Below are 19,124 nucleotides of genomic sequence, written 5' to 3' on the forward strand. Positions count from 1 at the left end.
GCTAATTCTGCGCTAAGTTTTCGCTAATTAAGGGATAAATTTAGCGCGCTAAAGTGTGTTCCCTGCACATCTGCTTTAACCAGGAGAACACCATGAATCAGCGCGAGTTTATTCGTAGTTTGCTGGAATGGATAGAAAGCAATTTAGGACACGATCTGCATCTGGACGAAGTGGCGCGCCGGGCGGGCTATTCCCGTTGGCATCTGCAGCGTTTATTTCGCCAGCACACCGGCTTCTCACTGGCCGAGTATATTCGTCAGCGTCGTTTGACCGAGTCGGCCTTAACGCTGCTCAACAGTAACGAGGCTATTTTACAGGTGGCGATGAGCTATGGGTTTGATACCCAGCAGGCCTATACGCGGACGTTTAAAAACTATTTTATGGTGACGCCAGGCCAGCTGCGCCGCCAGCGCCGGGTGGAGCCCGATCGTTTATTGTTTCCCTATGCCATGGCAAGTTAGTCACTGTATGGACATTCCCATCCGCTAGCCTGTGGGAATGTCCATGCATCGCCAGGGCTGTCCCGCACGCCTTTTCCGCTACTGACGCTGTTAGCCTTCCCGCCGTTGCTTTATTCTTACTGCCAGATGCATGGCGTCATCGCTGTGCTATAACCCGCAGCCGCCGTTCTGGCCCGTAGGAAACCGATGAATAACAGCGATAACCTGATCGCCATGATGTTGTTTGCGCGCGTGGTCGAGCTTAAAAGCTTTACGGAAGCCGCGCGCGTGCTCGGCGTATCGAAGTCCCATATCAGTCGGGAAATCGCCGGGCTGGAACAACGGTTGGGCATTCGGCTGCTGCAGCGTACCACCCGCAGAATGACGCTGACGGAGCTGGGCCAGGCTTACTATCCGTTTTGTGTACGTATGCTGGATGAACTGCATCAGGCCGAGGATTTTGTGCAACAGGCGCACCAAAATCCCGTCGGGAATGTGCGTTTACAGGCGCCCGTCACCTTTGGCTGCCAGTGTATTGTGCCGCTGCTTAATCGCTTTCTGCGCCGTCATCTGCACATCAATGTCGATCTCAGCCTGACGGATAATAACGACGAGACGATTGGCGACGGGGTGGATGTGGCGATTGTTATTCGCGCCCATGCGCCCCGCCAGGGCAACTTTCGGCTATTAAGCGATATCCACTGGGGGCTGTATGCCGCACCGGTTTATCTGGCTCAGCATCCTGCCATCTCGCATCCCCGTCTGTTACCTCGCCATGATTTATTGATGTTTCACGGCCCGGCGCATACTGCCGCGCTGCCGTTTCGTCGCGACAAGCTGCGCCTGGCGGTGGACGTGCGTAGCCGTTTTCGGGCCAATAACAGCATGGCGCTGCTGAATGCGGCGCTGGCGGGCAACGGGATTGCTTATCTGCCCTCCTACATGGTGCAGGAGGCGCTGACCCAGGGGCAGATTGTTCAGGTTCTGCCTGAGTGGCAGATGGATCGCTTACAGAGTTATCTGCTGATGCATCAGGACATTGCGCCTGCCTCGCCCGTTAGCCTGCTGTGCGACATCCTGATCGACCAACTGGGCGGACGCTGATTGTTGCAGTACAGCAACAAACTATGCCAGTCAGCAAATATCACGCGCCGACTGTTGTTGCCTCGTCACCATTGTTAGCCTGAGTCCCTGAACTCGATGGGGATATCGCATGGAAATGACGTCTGAGGCACCTGCCTTTCGCCACTGGAAACGTAACGTATGGGTTTGCGTCTTTGGCTCTTTTACGACCCTTGTCGCCATGACCTTACTGTTACCTTTTTTACCTTTGTATGTGCAACAACTGGGTGTACAGGAACCGGCGGCCATGGCGCGCTGGTCCGGCGTTGCTTATGGTGCCACTTTTCTCAGCGCGGCGTTGACCGCCCCGCTGTGGGGCAGGTTGGGCGATCGCTATGGGCGCAAGCTGATGCTGATTCGGGCGAGCCTGGGAATGGCAGTTGCGATGGCACTGATTGGCATGGTAACCACCGTATGGCAGCTGGTGGCGTTACGTTTACTGGCGGGATTACTCGGCGGCTACTCATCCGGTTCCACCATTCTGATTGCCGCGCAAACGCCTAAATCTCATACCGGATGGGCGTTGGGCATGCTGGCATCCGGCATGATGGCCGGTAACGTGATTGGCCCGTTGCTGGGGGGCGTACTGCCGCCGCTGATCGGTATTCGGGCCACGTTCTGGCTTACCGGTGCGGTCATTTTCGTGGCTTTTCTCGCCACCACGTTTTTACTTAAAGAACCGGCACCGACGCGCAAAGTAGACAGCGCCCGTTCCCAACCGGTCGTAGCCCTTGCCCCCTTTAACCGGACGGTGGTCAGGCTGATGTGGCTCACCGCCATGCTGCTGGTGTTTGCCAACATGTCGATCGAGCCGGTGATTACCTTGTATATCGGTCAGTTTTTACATCAGGATCATGCCATCACGCTGATGTCGGGCCTGGTGATGGCCGCGGCGGCACTGGGCAGCATTATTTCGGCACCTTATACCGGTAAGCTGGCTGACCGCATTGGGCACTGGCGGGTATTACGCGCGGGTCTGCTTGGCTGCGCGCTGTTACTGATCCCTCAGGCTTTTATTACCGATGCCTGGCAACTCCTGCCGCTGCGCTTCCTGATGGGGATCGCGTTAGGCGGTCTGATGCCCTGCATCACCGCTATTATCCGCCACCATGTTCCCGCCACCCAGGTGGGGCGCATGCTCGGCTATTCGACATCGGCGCAGTATATCGGGCAGGTGAGTGGTCCGCTGTTTGGTGGGATCATCGGCGGGGCATGGGGAATGCGGCCCGTGTTTCTGGCGACCTGTGTGGTGATGGGGTTATGCGCCTGGCTGAACCAGCGACAGGCAAAAGGAAAAGGGGCAGGTGGATAGCAGGCATAAAAAAGGCGGACCGGAGTCCGCCTCTGTACAGGGGTTAGTTACTTCTGGTCGGGCAGCGCATAGGCAATCACGTAATCGCCCAGCTTGGTACCAAATGAACCATGACCACCGGCAGCAATCACCACGTATTGCTTGCCGTTGACTTCATACGTCATCGGTGTTGCCTGACCACCGGCTGGCAGGCGCGCCTGCCACAGAAGCTCACCGGTATCAGTGCTGTAGGCACGCAGGTAGTTATCCGCGGTTGCGCCAATAAAGAACACTTTACCCGCTGTGGCGACCGGACCGCCCAGCATTGGCATGCCCATTTTAAACGGCAGCGGCAGCGGCGAGCTGTCACGAACGGTACCAATACGTTGCTTCCAGACCACTTCGTTCGTTTTCAGGTCAACCGCCGAAACATAACCCCAGGCAGGCTGTTTACACGGCAGACCGAACGGTGACAGGAACGGATTCAGTTCAACGCCATAGGGCACGCCGTACTGCGGCTGGATACCGGTTTCGGTACCTGAACCGCCAGAAGCGCCCTCTTGTGGCTCTTCTGGATTACCCGGACCGCGTGGAATCAGCTTCGACACGAACGGCAGCGCCATTGGGTTTGCAATCGCAATCTGACGATGTGGATCAACCGAAATGCCGCCCCACTCAAACATGCCCAGGTTGCCTGGGAAAACCAGGGTGCCCTGTTCAGACGGTGGGGTGAACGGACCTTCATAGCGCAGACGCTTAAAGATCACGCGGCACACCAGCTGGTCATACATTGTCGCGCCCCACATGTCCTTGTCCGTCAGGTTTTGCTTCGGACGAAAGGTCAGTTCAGAGTAAGGCTGAGTCGCGGCTACATGGTCGCCTTTAGCGGCACCCTGGGGTACAGGGGTTTCCGGGGCGGGCACCACGGTTTTACCCGTACGGCGATCCAGAACAAAAATGTTCCCTGTTTTGGCGGGAGCATAGATAACCGGAACCGTATTACCGTCTTTATCGGTAATGTCGGCCAGCGTCGGCTGCGAGGGCAGGTCCATATCCCACAGGTCGTGGTGGACGGTCTGATACGACCAGACCAGCTTACCGGTGGTCGCGTTCAGCGCCAGCACGCTGCTGGCATAACGTTCCTGCTCTGGGGTGCGGTTGCCGCCCCAGATATCGGGCGTGGTCACACCCATGGGCAGGTAAACAATATCCAGCTTCGGATCGTAGACCGCAGGTGCCCATGAGTTAGGTGAGTTCATGGTGAACGTATGTTCATCCGCCGGAATCGCATTAGGATCTTTCGCGCCCGGATCGAACACCCACAGCAGCTTACCGGTGTTCACATCAAAGCCACGGATAGCGCCTGAGGGTTCACGGGTCGAGTAGTTGTCGGTGACGGCACCGGCCATCACAATGGTGGTGTCGGTAATAACCGGCGGCGAGGTTGGCTCATACTGGCCTGGCGTAGTGACCGGCTGCTGATGCTGAAGATCCAGCTCACCGTTATTACCAAAGGCCGGACAGCGTTCACCGGTGTCCGCGTCCAGCGCAAACAGACGACCATCATTGACAGGCAAATAGATACGACGTGAGCACAGCGCTGGCTGAGTATTGGACGCATCCTTCGCTGCCGGAAACTCGTGATAGGACACGCCACGACAGGTCACATGCTGGAAGGTAGGATTGGTTTTCAGGCCGGGATCAAACTTCCATTTTTGCTTACCGGTTGCCGCATCCAGCGCGAACAAAATCTGGTGCGGTGAGCAAAGATAAAGCGTATCGCGAATCTTGATTGGCGTCACTTCATCGGTGATTTCACCCGGATCGCTAGGTTTTTTCAGATCGCCGGTCTGGAACTGCCAGGCCACCTGCAATTCTTTCACATTGTCATGATTGATCTGCTTGAGCGGCGAGTAGCGCGTACCTTGCTGATCGCGCGCATAAGCCGGCCAGTCAGCATCGGCAATGTTGCTCAGCGGCTGGGCCTGAGGGGCATTATCGGCCGTCGCAGGCACTGCACCATTCACCACTTGCGGGTCATTAAAGACGGCATAGGTTAGCACGGCTGCACTGGCAATCAGGGCGATGCCCATGGCACCCAACGCACCTTTACCTGGGCTATATAAGCTCCGATAGACAAAGGGCAAGACTAACCAGACACCAAAGATCACCAGGACATCGGTACGCGGTGCCAGCGCCCAGAAATCGGTACCGACTTCCCACACGCTCCACACCAGCGTTGCCAGCAGTAAAAGTGCATACACCAGCAGGGCAGCACTGTTACGCCGCCAGAGCAGAAAAGCGGTAAGCAGCATGGCTGCACCGCCAATGATGTAGTACCAGGAACCACCGATCGTGGCTAACCAGATACCACCAATTAACATGAACGCACCCGTTAGCACGGCGAACAGCACCGTTAAAAAACGGACCACGCTAAAGGATGAGGAGTTTTTCCCCATAATGTTGACCTCATTTCGTTGCCATAAAACACAAGAAAACAATCAGATAGATTGTTATCAGTCATAAAGTACAAAAGATGAAAGGTATGCTTATTTCGCTCTTCCGTGACGCTTGATGATCCATATCTGTTAAATGTTATAGCAAAACTGGTATGAGTTTTGATTTTTTTGGCTTAAAGCTCTTAACAAGAGACCTCAGGCAACACTTTAGACGGAGTTAATGGTTCTTGCCGATATGATTCAATAGTACCAGGGGATAAGAAAGATTAAAGCGTAAAAGGAATGAGATCGCCTGATGCGCGTTGTAATTGCCAGCCACAAATGTTTAATGCCGCGAGTTGTTCTGCTGTTAACGTCGGTTCATATCCCCGCACGATTATCCTGGCACCTTTTCCACGTAGTGATTCAATAAAAAAAGGAAAGGTGAATTTCCGATAGTTGTCATTAAAGAATGTATGACTTAAGACAATTGCAGAAAAAGGAAAGGATTCCACCAAATGACAGTCTGCGCCAGGCGGTGCAAAATCAAAAAGCCAGAAACGATAAGCGTTAGTTAATTCCAGTAATTTTTCCTGATGGGTCTTCAGGTTGCGATAATTAATACCGATACGCACCCGCGCATCCTGCAAATGTAAATAACGCTCAGGGTGATAAATCCATTCTTCTAACTGTGAATCACAAAGGGGAATAATGATTAATGCTGCTTCAGTCGCAAGGTGGTTGTGTAATGAAATAATGTTGTCATCGTTAAGTATCCATTGCGCAGGCTGCGGGTAGTCAGAATTAGGAAGATGGTAGCAAATACCGGCCACCTGACTCGTGACGTGGTGAATAGGCTCAGTAATATAGGGGTTATATAAGCTATTTTTCATTATCTCATCGAAACTATTTAACGTTTGCTGTGATTTATATTTTTTGCATAACCAGAGGAAAGTCCGGCGATTAATATACGCGATTCTCCTGGCAATACACGTTTTTTATATATTAATCAGCGCTTTTTTCTCTCCCCCTTATTTAAATTTATATGTACTCTAATGATAACGTTGAATGGTCTTTTCTAACGTGATTACCCGATGGAACTGTTAATTAATCACACAGGATTTTTCTGCTAAAAACCTGTAATAAACGCGACAAGATGACCAGCAGAAACGGCCATTTTTCTGCTTCATTTACTGCTTCGTTTACGGCTTTATCTTATCCTGAGTAAACTTATCAGCAGAGCTGACGGTTTTTTTAATACGCACCCAGACCGTCATCATCATGAAAAGAAGCCGGTGTAGCGCACCTGATGCAGGGGGAACGGCGGTCATCAAGGCGGAAGGCGGGGTAAAAAGAAGGAATAAAAAAACCGGCCTGAGGCCGGTTTAAGTAAGGTGCCAGTCAGTCGAGCTATGAATAACCTGATGGTCTCGGGGGAGTGAGATATCAGGAGGGAACTAGTGGGTTCCCGTTTTTCCCAGGTTGGCGTCAAAACGTTTCCAGCTTTCGGTCAGATCAACGACGCTGCGGGTTTTACGCGCTTCATCAATCTTAATCGCCGTCAGGCCGGCTTCCAGTGCGTCAACGACGGAGACTTTTAGCGGCGTTCCCTGCTTGATGTGCTTAACGATCTCTTCTGCCATCAAGGCATCGGCACCGTAATGGCCGTCGTAGGCATTGCCGCTGTAGGCGGTTTCCACCTCTTTTTCACCGGTGCGTGCGTTGTGCACGCGAAAATAGTTACGTACAAAATCACCTTCCGCCATGCCGTCAGTGCCTATCACACAGAACCGGCGGAATTCGTCCGGTACGTTAAGGTTGGCGTGAAAAGAGAGCGTTGCGCCACTGGCATATTCAATCAGGGCGGTCTGGTAATCGACAATATCTGCATCGCTGCTAAATACCGCGTCGGTACTCGACCAGCCGCTGGGCTTAGTGTGGTAAATCTCAGACTGCTCGGTTATCGCCCCTTGCGGTGCATGCTGAGGCGTAAAGGATTTGCGTCCGCCAAAGCTGGCCACCCGAACGGGGCGCTCCTGCATTAATCCCTGGTAGAGATCGATGTCGTGACAGCATTTTTCCAGAATATAAGGACCGGCATATTTTTCGAGTCTGCGCCAGTCGCGCTGGAAGAACGCGCCATGATAAGGCTTGATATGTTCTGTCGCTTCAATCGAGGTGATTTCACCCAGGCGACGATCGTCACGTGCAGCCAGCAGGTCGTGATAGAGCGGTGAGTAACGCAGCACAAGTCCAACCAGAATACGGTCTTCGCCATATTGCTGAACCAGTTTTGCCATCGCCATCGTTTGTTCTTCGTTAATCACGACAGGCTTTTCAGTAAACACAGTATAGCCTGCTGCCAGCGCCTGTGTGACATGCTCAAGATGCATAAAGTTAGGCGAGCCAACCAGCAGCAAATCAAAGCCACCGTGTTGCAGCAGCGCCTCAACGGAATCGAATGCGTTGCCGGGATCGATACCGAAACTGTGCAGATTCGGCAAACCGGCCGGTGCTGGATCGTAATACCCTACCAGCGAAAATTCGGTATCAGCTTTGTGAAACTCTTTAACAACGTGAGAAAGACGAAAGCCGAGACCAATAATGCCTACTTTCATGGTAAACCCCTGATCCTGAATTCTGACAACGGTGAGTACGCCGCTGACGGGACGTAATGATTGAAAGACTGGCTACCAACTTATTACGACGGAAAAACTAATGTCAATAACGGGTTGTGTGATTTGCGTACGTCTTTTTGTTTATTTCATTGATTTTAAATAATAAATAGTTATTGTTTTTTCCCTATATTTATTTGTTATTGCGATTTAAGTTTTTTTCACCTATCGTTCGCAGATTACAGAATCGAGATGAGTTACGGCGGGAGGAAGCGCGTGCAATCACACTATCTCCTTGGCATTGATGGCGGCGGCACGCAGTGTCGCGCCCGCTTGACCGACAGTCATGGCAACGTGCTGGCGCAGGCCGTTGGCGGCCCCGCCAACGTCTGGTCACAGTTTGATGCTGCTCTGAATTGCGTTGAACAGCTCATTGCCGCAGTGCTGTCTCAGGCGGGGCTGGCGTCACAGGCGCTGACGCAGACCTCGCTGGTGGCAGGGTTAGCGGGGGCGAATGTGGCCTCGGTTAAGGCGCGCCTGACGCAATGGCAGCCCGCCTGCGCGGCATGTCAGGTGGTCAGCGATGTCGAGATCGCCTGTGCCGGTGCGCATGCGGCGGCCCCCGGCGCGGTCTTTATTATCGGCACCGGTAGCCAGGGCGCTGCGTGGGACGGCGAGCACTTCACGCTGCTGGGTGGCTGGGGATTCGCACTGTCCGATCAAGGCTCAGGGGCAGAACTGGGGCGACGGGCGCTACGGCTGGCATTGCTGGCTCATGAAGCGATTATCGACAGCACGGACTTCACCCATAGCCTGATGGCGCAGTTTAACCATAGCCCGGAAACCATGTTGTTGTGGACGCGAGATGCCATGCCTGCCGACTGGGCGCGCGTGGTGCCTGAGATTTTTGCCGCCGCACAGGCGGACGATCGGCATGCTATTGATTTACTGCGTCAAACGGCCAACGATATTGGCTTAATGGTGAGTCGCCTCTCCGCGATTAGCCAGGGCCGGGTGGCCCTCATGGGTGGCCTGGCGGCACCGATTCAGCCCTGGCTGGCAAGGGATATTCAGGCCCGGCTGGTCGCCGCGCAATACGATGCCCTGGACGGGGCATTAATGATGGCACGGTCAAATCTGAGGACTTTATGATCGCTCCAAACGTCACCGCGCGCATTCTGAGACTGATTGTGGAACATGCGCCTGTTAGCCAGTCCGACCTGAAGGTCCGGAGCGGGCTAAGCATGTCGACCGTTTCTCAGGCGACTAATCGCCTGCTGGCGCAGGGAATCGTGCAGGAACTGGGATTGCGCCGGGTGTCGATGGGGCGGCCCAAAACCCTGCTGGGGCTCAATCCTGACCGCGCCAGCGTCATTGGTATTCAGCTTAACGCCGAACGTAACCTGATTGTGATGACAGACCTCAGCGGCAATTTGCTGGGTGAACAGCAGATGCCTTCCGGCGCGATCACGCCACGTCAGCTGGGCGATGCGCTGGCCAAATTTTTACGCGGCGTTGAAGAGAAGCACGTGGGGGCGATCGGCCTGGCCTTATCCGGTTTAGTCGATGCCGAAAACGGCTACTGTATTCGTTCCAAGGTGCTGGACTGGGAGAATGTCCCTATCGCGCAGATGCTGGAAACGCGCTTTTCCCTGCCGGTGTTTATCGAAAATGATGCCAACGCCATGGCGATGGCGACGCTGGTGTTTGGCCAGTTGGGCAACGCACAGTCGGCGGTCATTGCCACCTACGGTAAAGGCATCGGCGCAGGCATTATTCTTAACCGTCGGCTCTATCGCGGGCGGCACGGCAAAGCCGGTGAAATCGGTAACGGTCTGGTCGGTGATGGGTCGCTGCGGCTGCTTGAAGATGTGGCATCGTCCCAGGCTATCTTGCAGCGTGTCTCCCAGGATGATGCGGACGGCCCGTTAACCTTGCGGGCGCTGGATCAGCGGCCAACAGCCGAGGTGCTGACCGCCCTGGAAGAGGCCGGACGTGAACTGGGTATTTCGCTGGCCAACCTGTCGGTGGCCTACGATCCCGATGTGGTGTATCTGGCGATGGAGCCGCATATGGCTTCGCGTATTCTGCTGGACCACATCACCCAGAGTTTTCAGGCTTACCGCCTGAAGCTCACTCCCCATATGACACCGCTACAGTTTCTGACGGAATCAAACCGCATGTGGGCGCTGGGTGCGGCAGGCTTTGCCGTCAATATGCTGCTCGATCTGCTGGCGGCTCAGGCAGACGAAGAACCCGTGACCTGAAGGCGCCGAAGCGCCATCCGGTTTAACGCAGACGCTGTCCCTGCTCATCAAACAGCAGGCAGTGGTCTGCCGACAGTCCCAGCCTGACCTCCACGCCTAAATCCCGCCGTTGTGCCTCGCGCGCCTCGACAACCAACATCTGCTCAATGCCCACATCCAGATAAAGATAATTGGTATGCCCCAGCATTTCGGCAAAGGACAGCGTGCCGCTAAACTGCAGCGCTGGCGGCGTACTGGCGGCGGGCTGCATGTGCTCCGGGCGAATGCCCAGGGTTACGCGCTGGCCTTCACGGCAGGGCGCAGCAATCTTCAGCACCAGTTGTGACATCTTCAGGTCCGGCACACGTAGCTGGACTTCACCCTGACCGGTGGCGGTGACCTCGGCATGGAGGAAATTCATCTTCGGCGAGCCAATAAAACCGGCCACAAACAGGTTGTCCGGATCGCTGTAGAGGTCTAACGGCGCGCCAACCTGTTCAATCCGCCCTTTACGCAGGACTACGATCCGATCGGCAAGCGTCATCGCCTCTGACTGGTCATGGGTAACATAAATCATGGTGTTGCCCAGCGAGGCGTGCAGGCGGGCTATCTCGATGCGCATTTGCAGACGAAGCTCGGCATCCAGGTTGGAGAGCGGCTCATCAAACAGAAAGATGCGCGGATGGCGGATAATGGCCCGACCAATCGCCACGCGCTGGCGTTGACCACCGGAAAGCGCACGCGGCAGGCGATCCAACAGTTCGGTCAGATGTAACCGCGCCGCGGTGTGTTCGATGGCCTGAGCAATCTCTGCTTTAGACTTTTTCATGACCTCAAGCGGGTAAGCCAGATTGCCACGCACCGTCATGTTGGGATAAAGCGCATAAGACTGAAAGACCATGGCGATGCCGCGTTCGGTCGCGGGCTGCTGGGTCATGTCTTTGTCTTCTATCAACAATTTTCCGTCAGTGATTTCTTCCAGCCCGGCGATCATCCGCAGCAGGGTCGATTTACCGCAGCCGGATGGCCCCACGAACACCACAAATTCGCCGCTGTTTATCGTCAGATCGACGCCGTGAATCACATCGATATGGTCATAGGACTTCTTAACATTCTGCAAGCGCAGGCTGGTCATAAACTCCCTCACTCAAAGTAACTGGCCCATATAAATGGCGTTGCTGCGCAGGATGTGGCTGAATCCCATGCGTTGATAAAAAGCGCAAACCTGTTCATTTTGCAGGCTGACGCCAAGATGGACGCCTTTTACGCCGGCTTGCCGCAGCGCAGCCAGTTCATGCGCGATCATCTTGCGGCCCCAGCCGCCCTGTTGTACCGGCGGCAGCAGATTGATATGCAAATGGGCGGGCCACTGCGCCACTAACTGCGCATCGGCACGATCGGGTTGACGAATGCTGTCGAGAATTTTGCTGTCATAAGGGGCGCTGGCTGTGCGATCGCGGTATTTATCCTGAAGCTGAGGCCACCAGTGGTGCTCAAGCTGCGCTTCAAAGGCGCGGGTATCTGGCGCGGCGACGACATAGCCCATCACCTCACCCTCTACCTCCAGCACAAAAGCAAAATCCGGCGCAAAACGGGCATAGGGCACCGCAAAACGCTGCCCGGGATACTCGGGATCGGAATAGTGGTTACGGGCATCCTTACCAGCATTGGCGGTTTCCAGACAGATGCGGTAAAGCGCTGGATAGTCCGACTCGGTGGCCGGACGAATGACACCTTGATTCGCCATCGTCATCTCTCACAGGTCAGTAGTTGAACAACCTCACGGTAATGAAAGCTGACTTAGTTTTCAAGATGGAATAATTACCCTGTTATCCCAAACCGGCATCTGCATTGGCATTAATGGCTGACCAGACCAGTCTCTGTGGGCTTCTGTGGCGGGCAGCAGCCTGCCTGTCAGGAATTGGCAGGGTAAATAAAAAGTTAAAAATGTGAGCGTCATAGGATTTTCATATTTTTTATCAGCAAGTTATTACGCCACTTTAGGCGTGGTTTATCCTGCTGCCTGGAGGCGAACGGGCACGGATAATGCGCTAAATCCACCTTGATTAGCCCGTGCTTATGCTGACTGCAGGCCCGCCATTGTGTTTTTTTGCGCAGGCTCACAACCTGGTAATTCACTCCGTGGGATGTTTGACTTTATTTTTTTATTAAAGTAACTATGAGTGAGAAGGTGATTTATGCGGCTACAGTCTGCAGGATTGCAGACCCTGTGAAGAAAGGATGTCCATCCTGTATTGGAGAAAGTGAGCATGATGTCTGATTCCTCAGTTCGTTCGTTCCGTTTTCGCACCTCGGTTCGTAGCCTGTTGGCGGCGGGCTTGCTGATGGGCAGCGTTGCTCATGCCGACAGCACCGTCACTCTTAATGAGTGGGATATCTACAGTTATCCTCAGCAAACGGCGGCCGTTGACGAAGGCATTAAAGCCTTTTCCCAGCAAAACCCCGGTATCGTCATTAACCGGTCCGTGCACTCCTTTGAAGACACGCGCATTCCGTTGAAGCTGGCCCTGACCGCCGGTGAAGGTCCGCAGATTGCCCAGGTGAATCAGGGCGGCGGCGATATGGGTTCGCTGGTCAAAGACAAACTGCTGTTGCCGCTGGACAGCTATGCAGCCGAATATGGCTGGACCCAAAAATTCCCGGACTCGATTCTCAAACGCAACCGCTGGTCTGACAGTGGCCAGTTTGGTAGTGGCAAGCTGTACGGTGTGGCCAGCCTTGGTGAGATGGTCGGCCTGTACTACAACAAGGCGCTGCTGGATAAAGCCGGTATTGCAGTACCGAAAACCCTGAGCGAACTGGACGCCGCGATGGCAAAACTCAAACAGCAAGGCACTGCGCCGATGATGCTGGGTTTGTTAGACGGCAATATGGGACAGCAGCTGCTCAGTACGCTGTGGGAAGCACAAATTGAAAGCAGTGACCGCAAAAAACTGGATGATTTAATTTACGACGTAGGCGGCACTTTCAAAGATGAAAAACTGACGAAAGCCGCCACGATGATGAAAAGCTGGGCTGACAAAGGTTATCTGTTCCCGGGCTATCAGGGCATTGGCCATGATGATGCCGCGACGCTGTTCCAGAACGGACAGTCTGCGTTCCTGGTCAGTGGAACCTGGTATCTGGGTCAGTTTAAAGACAACAAAGATATCCATTTTGCCGCGATGCCAGCCGGTGACGGCGTTAAACAGCCGTTAATGGTCGGCGGTACCGATTTGGCCTTCTCGATGACCAGCATGGCGAAAAGCAAAGCGCAGCAGGATGCCGCCGCCAAATTTATCAACTATATGGTGTCAGACAGCATGGCAAACCGGTGGCTGAACGTCGGTTTCCTGCCAGCCAGCACCAATAAAAACGCAAAAATTCCGGCGGATAACCCACTGTTGGGCGAAGCCTGGCAGGTGTGGCTGGCGCTCAATGCCTATGATGGCCTGGGCCACTACGTCGACTGGGCGACCCCAACCATGAACGCCGAACTGAATCAAAACGTTCAGCTGTTACTGGCGGGCCGACAGACGGCAGAGCAGATGGTTATTAACTTCGATAACAACTACCAGCGTTATATGAAAACCCTGAAACACTAAGCCGGTCGCCCGGCAGCGAACCTGCCGGGCCTGAATGTCGATCTCACTACGACGAGTACGGTTATGTTGAATCAAAGCAGTTGGCGTAATTTTCTCTATCTTCTTCCCGCAGTGCTGGTTTATGGGCTGTTTCTGCTGTTGCCGCTGCTGGCTTCACTGGGGATCAGCTTTACCGAGTGGGATGGAACCTCCCTGCCGGTTTTCGCGGGCGTCAGTAACTACCTGCGCATGTTCAGCGATCCGGTCTTCTGGATTGCCCTTGGTAATAACGCCATCCTGATGCTGTTTTATACGCTGCTGCCCATCAGCGTGGGGCTGCTGCTGTGCAGCTTTCTGTATGACACGCGTAACAATACCGAACGCAGCGTACTGCGCATCCTGTTCTTCCTGCCCTATATCATGCCGATGGCGGTTCTGGGCGTGGTCTGGCGCTGGTTGTATAACCCGGCCTTTGGCCCCATCGATCAGTTCCTGCGTGCCGTTGGATTGCCACAGCTGGCGATGTCCTGGCTCGGTGATTTTACCTGGGCACTGCCGGCCGTCGGCATGGTCGCCACCTGGTACTTTTTTGGTTTCTGTCTGGTGCTGTTTATGGCGGGCCTGCAACGCATGGACCCGTCCCTGCTTGAAGCGGCCGATCTGGATGGTTCCTCGCGTCGCCAGAAGTTTATGCGCATTACGCTGCCGGGACTGCGTCCTGAGTTGCGCATCGCGCTGTTGCTGACGGTGATCGCCAGTCTGAAGGCCTTCGATCTGGTGTATGTCATGACGCAGGGCGGGCCCGGCACATCCACCATGGTGACCAACATCTTTATGTACAAGCAGGGTTTTGATCTGCACTACTTCGGCTATGCCTCATCGGTTGCCGTGTTCAGTATGGTGATTGTGTTAGGGATTAACTACCTGATTCATCTGGCATTGAAGGAACATTACTGATGAAAAGCACCCCGATCCTTTCCCGTGCGCTGATCTGGATAGTGGCGCTGATGACCATCATGCCGTTTTTGATGGCGTTTATGACCTCGTTTAAAACCCAGATGGAGCTGTTTCAGGGCGTCTTTCATTTGCCCGCCTCACTGAATGTGAAAAACTACATCACCGCCTGGCAGCAGGGGCACTTTAACGTTTACTTCATGAACTCGGTGCTGGTGGTGTTCCCGGTGGTGCTGTGCAGTATTTTGCTGGGTATTCTGGCCGGATTTGGCTTTGCCCTACTGAAGATTCCTGGCAAAAAAGTAGTGGCGGGCATGCTGGCGCTGGGCATGGTGCTGCCGAGTGAAGCCTTTATTATTCCGCTCTATCACGAACTGCACTGGATGGGGCTGACCAATACCTATCTGGCCCTGATTCTGCCGCAAATCGCGCTGTCGCTGCCGTTTACCACGTTGATGATTGCCAGCGCTTTTCAGCAGGTCCCCAAAGAGCTGGTGGAAGCCGCGGTGATGGATGGCGCGCCGCGTGTCAAAATCCTCTGGGGTATTTTAGTCCCGGCGATTTGGCCTACGATCTCGACGCTGGCGCTGCTGCTGTTTATCTGGACGTGGAACGAATTCCTGATTCCGCTGATTCTGGTTAACAAAGATGAGCTGAGAACCCTGCCCATTGGCATGATGTTTTTTCAGAACAAAAACACCATTGATATACCGGTACTGATGGCAGGCGCGATGATCGTCATTATGCCGCTTATCGTGGTCTTCCTGTTTTTCCAGCGTAAGTTTATCAGTGGCGTAACGGAAGGTGCGGTGAAGTAAACCCACCCGGTAATTCCTCTTTAACTAAGGCTGGATGATGCATCTTTCCCTTGCCGACTTTCACCCCGTAGCGGACGGTGAAACCCCGGATACGCGTGTTCTGCAACGGGCGATTGATCAGATTGCTGCGGCTGGCGGTGGGCGACTTACGCTGCCGCCTGGCCGTTATCGCAGCGGCAGTCTGCACCTTCCTTCTGATTTCGACCTGCACCTTGAAGCCGGTGCGGTCCTGATTGCCAGCCGTCATCTGGCTGACTATCAACAGTGCAAAACGCTCAGCTGTGCAGAAAAATCCCACAATGTCCTGCTGTATGCCCTGGGGCAGCGTAACCTGACGGTGAGTGGTAAAGGCCGTATTGAAGGGGACGCCGAAGCGTGGTTTGCGGTGGACCCTGACGAACAGGGCTACCGGGTGCCAAAACCCGACAGGCCGCGCATGATTGTGTTTGAAGATTGCGAGCAGGTCACGCTGAAGGACATCAGCGTTATCCATGCGCCGATGTGGACGGTGCATCTTGTCAGTTGCCGCCATGTGCACATTGACCATTTGACCATCGATAACGCCATGACGCTGCCCAACACCGATGCACTGGATATCGACAGCTGCGAGGCGGTTTTTATCAGCAACAGCTACTTCAGTGCCGCCGATGACGCGATTTGCATCAAAACCACCTTTAAGCCTGCAGGCCTGCGCCGACCGGCCCGACGGATAGCGGTCAGCAACTGCCTGCTACGCAGCGACAGTTGTGCCTTTAAGATTGGTACGGAAACCTGGGACGATATTGAAGACATCACCGTTTCAGGCTGTACCCTGTTTGATTCCAACCGCGGTATTGGCATTGTGTCACGCGATGGTGGGGCGATTCGGCGCGTGCTGTTCAGCGCTATCACCTTTAACTGTCACCATGTTGCCGCCTGCCACTGGGGCAAAGCCGATCCGCTGTTTATCTCGGTGCGCACCCGTGATCCGCTGGTGCCGCCAGGGATCGTTGAACAGATCCAGTTTACTCATCTCAGCGGTGTGGCAGAGGGCGCGATCAACCTGCATGCGGCGCAGCCCGGCTGGATACGTGATATCACTATCAACCATTTACAGCTGCGACAGGGTGTCGCGCAGGGCGTGCAGGGACAGTACGATGTGCGTCCGCCCTGTAACCCGGATTCCCCGACGGGGATGGGGCTGGATAACGCTTACCGGCTGGATAAAACCACCGGCGACGCTTACGGTGTTGAGCGCTATCCCGGCGGCCTGCCGGGACTGTTTGCACGAGGCGTAGAGAACCTGCAACTGAACAACCTGACGATTCAGCGGCCTGAGCCGCTGCCGTCAGGCTGGCATCCGGACAGCGTCGTGCTGCTGGCAGAATAAGTTACAGCGCCGCCGCGATCGCGGCACCCAACTGCTGCGTGTCGGCGCTGCCGCCGAGGTCGCGGGTTAAATGCTCACCGGCGGCCAGGGTACGCTCAATGGCATTCAGCACAGCATCACCGGCCTCTTTGTAGCCGAGATGCTCCAGCATCATGGCACCACACCAAATCTGTCCAATCGGGTTGGCGATATTTTTACCGGCGATATCGGGCGCGGAGCCGTGTACGGGTTCAAACAGGCTCGGGAATTTGCCTTCCGGATTGATATTGGCGGAAGGGGCGATGCCGATGGTGCCGGTACAGGCCGGGCCTAAATCCGACAAGATATCGCCGAACAAATTGCTGGCGACCACCACATCAAACCAGTCGGGATGCAGGACAAAATTGGCGGTAAGAATATCAATATGATACTTATCGACCCGGATATCGGGATAGTGCTCACCCATCGCCTGAACGCGGTTGTCCCAGTACGGCATGGTAATCGCGATACCGTTCGACTTGGTGGCAGACGTCAGGTGTTTTTTGGGCCGACGCTGGGCAAGCTCGAAGGCAAACTTCAAAATACGATCGACGCCCACGCGGGTCATGACGGTTTCCTGAATGACCACTTCCCGCTCTGTGCCAGGGAACATGGTGCCGCCGACGCTGGAGTACTCACCTTCGGTGTTTTCGCGCACCACATAGAAGTCGATATCGCCCGGTTTACGGTTAGCTAACGGCGCTTTAACGCCGGGCATCAAGCGCACCGGACGCAGGTTAACGTACTGATCAAACTCACGACGGAACTGCAATAGCGATCCCCACAGCGAAACATGATCCGGCACCACATCAGGCCAGCCTACCGCGCCAAAATAGATCGCATCGAACGTTTTCAGCTCAGCAAACCAGTCATCCGGCAACATTTTGCCATGCTGCTGCCAGTAATCGGCGCTGGCATAATCAAACCACTCCCAGCGCAGCGGAATGTTGAATTTTTCGGCCGCCGCGTTCATCACGCGCACGCCTTCTGGCATCACTTCTTTGCCAATACCGTCTCCGGGGATCACGGCAATACGATGGATCTTCTCTGTCACAGGGCACCTCTGAGGTTGGTCGGGTTGGCCCGCCGGGTGTCAGTATGCTGTCTTTATGCAGCTTGATTTATAGCCGGGCGTTAGCGCAGTATAACTCTCCACCTGAGGTAAACAATTGGCCTGAAAGTTAATCCCATGTTAAATCAAAGTAGAGAATCACGGACCTCAAGCGACGATTTAGCGTTTTTTCTGCGCGTGGCATCTTTGGACAGTTTAACGGCGGCGGCGCGGGAGCTGGGGCTTTCTCTGGCGGCCGTCAGCAAACGCCTGAGCCTGCTGGAACAGCGGCTCGGTGTCCAGTTGCTGCGCCGCACCACGCGCAAGCTGGAACTGACGCCGGAAGGCCGCCGTTACCTGGAAGGTGCCCGTCCGCTGCTGGAGCAACTGGTGGCGCTGGAAGACGCGGTCAGTGGTGAAACGGCCCAGCTACGCGGCACGCTGAATATCAATGCCTCTTTCGGCTTCGGTCGCCGTCATATTGCGCCCTGCGTTTCTGCCTTTGCTGCCCTGCATCCTCATCTGGCGCTTTCCCTGCAGCTGAGCAGTCAGCCGCTGAATTTTCTTGATGCTCATGTGGATATCGACATTCGCGTCGGCGAACCGCCGGACTCGCGGCTGGTCGCGCGCAAGCTGGTGCAGAACCCACGTGTACTTTGCTGCTCGCCGGCTTACGCAGCCAAACACGGGCTGCCGGACAGCATCCGGGCGCTGGCGCAGCATAACTGTATTTTGCTGAGACAGCATGACAGCGACTTCGCGCTGTGGCGCTTTGTCAGCGATGCAGAGAGCCTGAGCCAGAAAGTGCGCGGTAACCTGGTGACCAACGATGGCGAAGTGGCGATGCGCATGGCGCTGGATGGCCATGGCATTTTGCTGCGCTCGTGGTGGGATGCGAAACACAGCATCGGCGCAGGGGCGTTACTGCACGTGCTGCCGGAATGGCGCTCGCCGGACGGCGATATTTATGCGGTCTGGCAGGCGCAGCGTCAGCAACCGGCCCGCATGATGGCGTTTGTCACCTTTCTGCAGGAAAACCTGCAGCTTGATACCGCATCAACCAACCTGTGATGGTTCGCACAAATCCTCCCCGTAAAACATCACCATCAGTAAAGTATTTTGATGATTTGTCGATAGCAATCTGAGGTGTCTGCGCCCGTTGCGCCGATCATAATTGC

General features: G+C 54.9%; 16 protein-coding genes. 10 read left to right on the top strand and 6 right to left on the bottom strand.

The window, feature by feature from the left end; genetic code table 11:
• Positions 1–92 precede the first annotated feature (92 nt).
• The 3 genes from CMR03_RS09600 (at position 93) to CMR03_RS09610 (ending at position 2,874) form a co-directional block, all read left to right on the top strand.
• The gene (locus CMR03_RS09600) at positions 93–461 is read left to right on the top strand and encodes a helix-turn-helix domain-containing protein (protein WP_014606915.1); all 369 of its coding nucleotides are present in this window, start codon (positions 93–95) and stop codon (positions 459–461) included.
• A gap of 186 nt (positions 462–647) precedes the next feature.
• A complete protein-coding gene (locus CMR03_RS09605) occupies positions 648–1,544 on the top strand; it encodes a LysR family transcriptional regulator (RefSeq protein ID WP_063878034.1) in 897 nt (298 codons plus the stop codon).
• A 109-nt stretch (positions 1,545–1,653) separates the two neighbouring features.
• Positions 1,654–2,874 (top strand): MFS transporter, encoded by a 1,221-nt coding sequence (locus tag CMR03_RS09610; protein ID WP_063878035.1) that lies wholly within the window; start codon positions 1,654–1,656, stop codon positions 2,872–2,874.
• A gap of 47 nt (positions 2,875–2,921) precedes the next feature.
• Here CMR03_RS09610 and CMR03_RS09615 read toward each other — a convergent pair whose 3' ends face one another.
• The 3 genes from CMR03_RS09615 to CMR03_RS09625 form a co-directional block, all read right to left on the bottom strand.
• Positions 2,922–5,312, bottom strand: a complete 2,391-nt coding sequence (locus CMR03_RS09615) for a glucose/quinate/shikimate family membrane-bound PQQ-dependent dehydrogenase (protein ID WP_096011401.1) — start codon at positions 5,310–5,312, stop codon at positions 2,922–2,924.
• Positions 5,313–5,578: 266 nt separating this feature from the next.
• Positions 5,579–6,184, bottom strand: coding sequence for a hypothetical protein (locus CMR03_RS09620; protein WP_096011402.1), 606 nt, complete (start codon positions 6,182–6,184; stop codon positions 5,579–5,581).
• A 564-nt stretch (positions 6,185–6,748) separates the two neighbouring features.
• Positions 6,749–7,909 carry a Gfo/Idh/MocA family protein gene (locus CMR03_RS09625; RefSeq protein ID WP_063878038.1) on the bottom strand — a complete coding sequence of 387 codons (1,161 nt, stop codon included), beginning with the start codon at positions 7,907–7,909 and terminating at the stop codon, positions 6,749–6,751.
• Positions 7,910–8,182: 273 nt separating this feature from the next.
• Here CMR03_RS09625 and CMR03_RS09630 point away from each other — a divergent pair, with 273 nt between their 5' ends.
• Together CMR03_RS09630 and CMR03_RS09635 are read left to right on the top strand one after the other, a co-directional pair.
• Positions 8,183–9,058 (top strand): glucosamine kinase nucleotide-binding domain-containing protein, encoded by an 876-nt coding sequence (locus tag CMR03_RS09630; RefSeq protein WP_096011403.1) that lies wholly within the window; start codon positions 8,183–8,185, stop codon positions 9,056–9,058.
• A complete protein-coding gene (locus CMR03_RS09635) occupies positions 9,055–10,173 on the top strand; it encodes an ROK family transcriptional regulator (RefSeq protein WP_096011404.1) in 1,119 nt (372 codons plus the stop codon). Before CMR03_RS09630 ends, CMR03_RS09635 begins: the two co-directional genes overlap by 4 nt.
• Before the next feature lie 22 nt (positions 10,174–10,195).
• Here the strand turns inward: CMR03_RS09635 and CMR03_RS09640 are convergent, their stop codons facing one another.
• Together CMR03_RS09640 and CMR03_RS09645 are read right to left on the bottom strand one after the other, a co-directional pair.
• The gene (locus tag CMR03_RS09640; protein ID WP_063878041.1) at positions 10,196–11,287 is read right to left on the bottom strand and encodes an ABC transporter ATP-binding protein; all 1,092 of its coding nucleotides are present in this window, start codon (positions 11,285–11,287) and stop codon (positions 10,196–10,198) included.
• 12 nt (positions 11,288–11,299) lie between these two features.
• Complete coding sequence (locus tag CMR03_RS09645) at positions 11,300–11,899, bottom strand: GNAT family N-acetyltransferase (protein WP_096011405.1); 600 nt, start codon at positions 11,897–11,899, stop codon at positions 11,300–11,302.
• Between the two features lie 526 nt (positions 11,900–12,425).
• On the opposite strand from CMR03_RS09645, the gene CMR03_RS09650 reads away from it, so the two are divergent.
• The 4 genes from CMR03_RS09650 (at position 12,426) to CMR03_RS09665 (ending at position 16,877) form a co-directional block, all read left to right on the top strand.
• Positions 12,426–13,757 carry an extracellular solute-binding protein gene (locus CMR03_RS09650; protein WP_096011534.1) on the top strand — a complete coding sequence of 444 codons (1,332 nt, stop codon included), beginning with the start codon at positions 12,426–12,428 and terminating at the stop codon, positions 13,755–13,757.
• A 63-nt stretch (positions 13,758–13,820) separates the two neighbouring features.
• Positions 13,821–14,693 (top strand): carbohydrate ABC transporter permease, encoded by an 873-nt coding sequence (locus tag CMR03_RS09655; protein ID WP_063878043.1) that lies wholly within the window; start codon positions 13,821–13,823, stop codon positions 14,691–14,693.
• On the top strand, positions 14,693–15,508 hold the full coding sequence (locus tag CMR03_RS09660; RefSeq protein WP_063878044.1) for a carbohydrate ABC transporter permease: 816 nt from the start codon (positions 14,693–14,695) through the stop codon (positions 15,506–15,508). Before CMR03_RS09655 ends, CMR03_RS09660 begins: the two co-directional genes overlap by 1 nt.
• 37 nt (positions 15,509–15,545) lie before the next feature.
• Complete coding sequence (locus tag CMR03_RS09665) at positions 15,546–16,877, top strand: glycoside hydrolase family 28 protein (protein ID WP_096011406.1); 1,332 nt, start codon at positions 15,546–15,548, stop codon at positions 16,875–16,877.
• Between the two features lies 1 nt (position 16,878).
• On the opposite strand, the gene CMR03_RS09670 is transcribed toward CMR03_RS09665, so the two are convergent.
• The gene (locus CMR03_RS09670; protein WP_063878046.1) at positions 16,879–17,949 is read right to left on the bottom strand and encodes a tartrate dehydrogenase; all 1,071 of its coding nucleotides are present in this window, start codon (positions 17,947–17,949) and stop codon (positions 16,879–16,881) included.
• A 135-nt stretch (positions 17,950–18,084) separates the two neighbouring features.
• Between CMR03_RS09670 and CMR03_RS09675 the strand changes: the two genes are divergently transcribed.
• Positions 18,085–19,017, top strand: a complete 933-nt coding sequence (locus CMR03_RS09675; protein ID WP_063878047.1) for a LysR family transcriptional regulator — start codon at positions 18,085–18,087, stop codon at positions 19,015–19,017.
• Positions 19,018–19,124 lie beyond the last annotated feature (107 nt).

Origin of the sequence: Pantoea allii (assembly GCF_002307475.1) — a bacterium.
In the GTDB taxonomy this organism is placed as follows: Bacteria; Pseudomonadota; Gammaproteobacteria; order Enterobacterales; family Enterobacteriaceae; genus Pantoea; species Pantoea allii.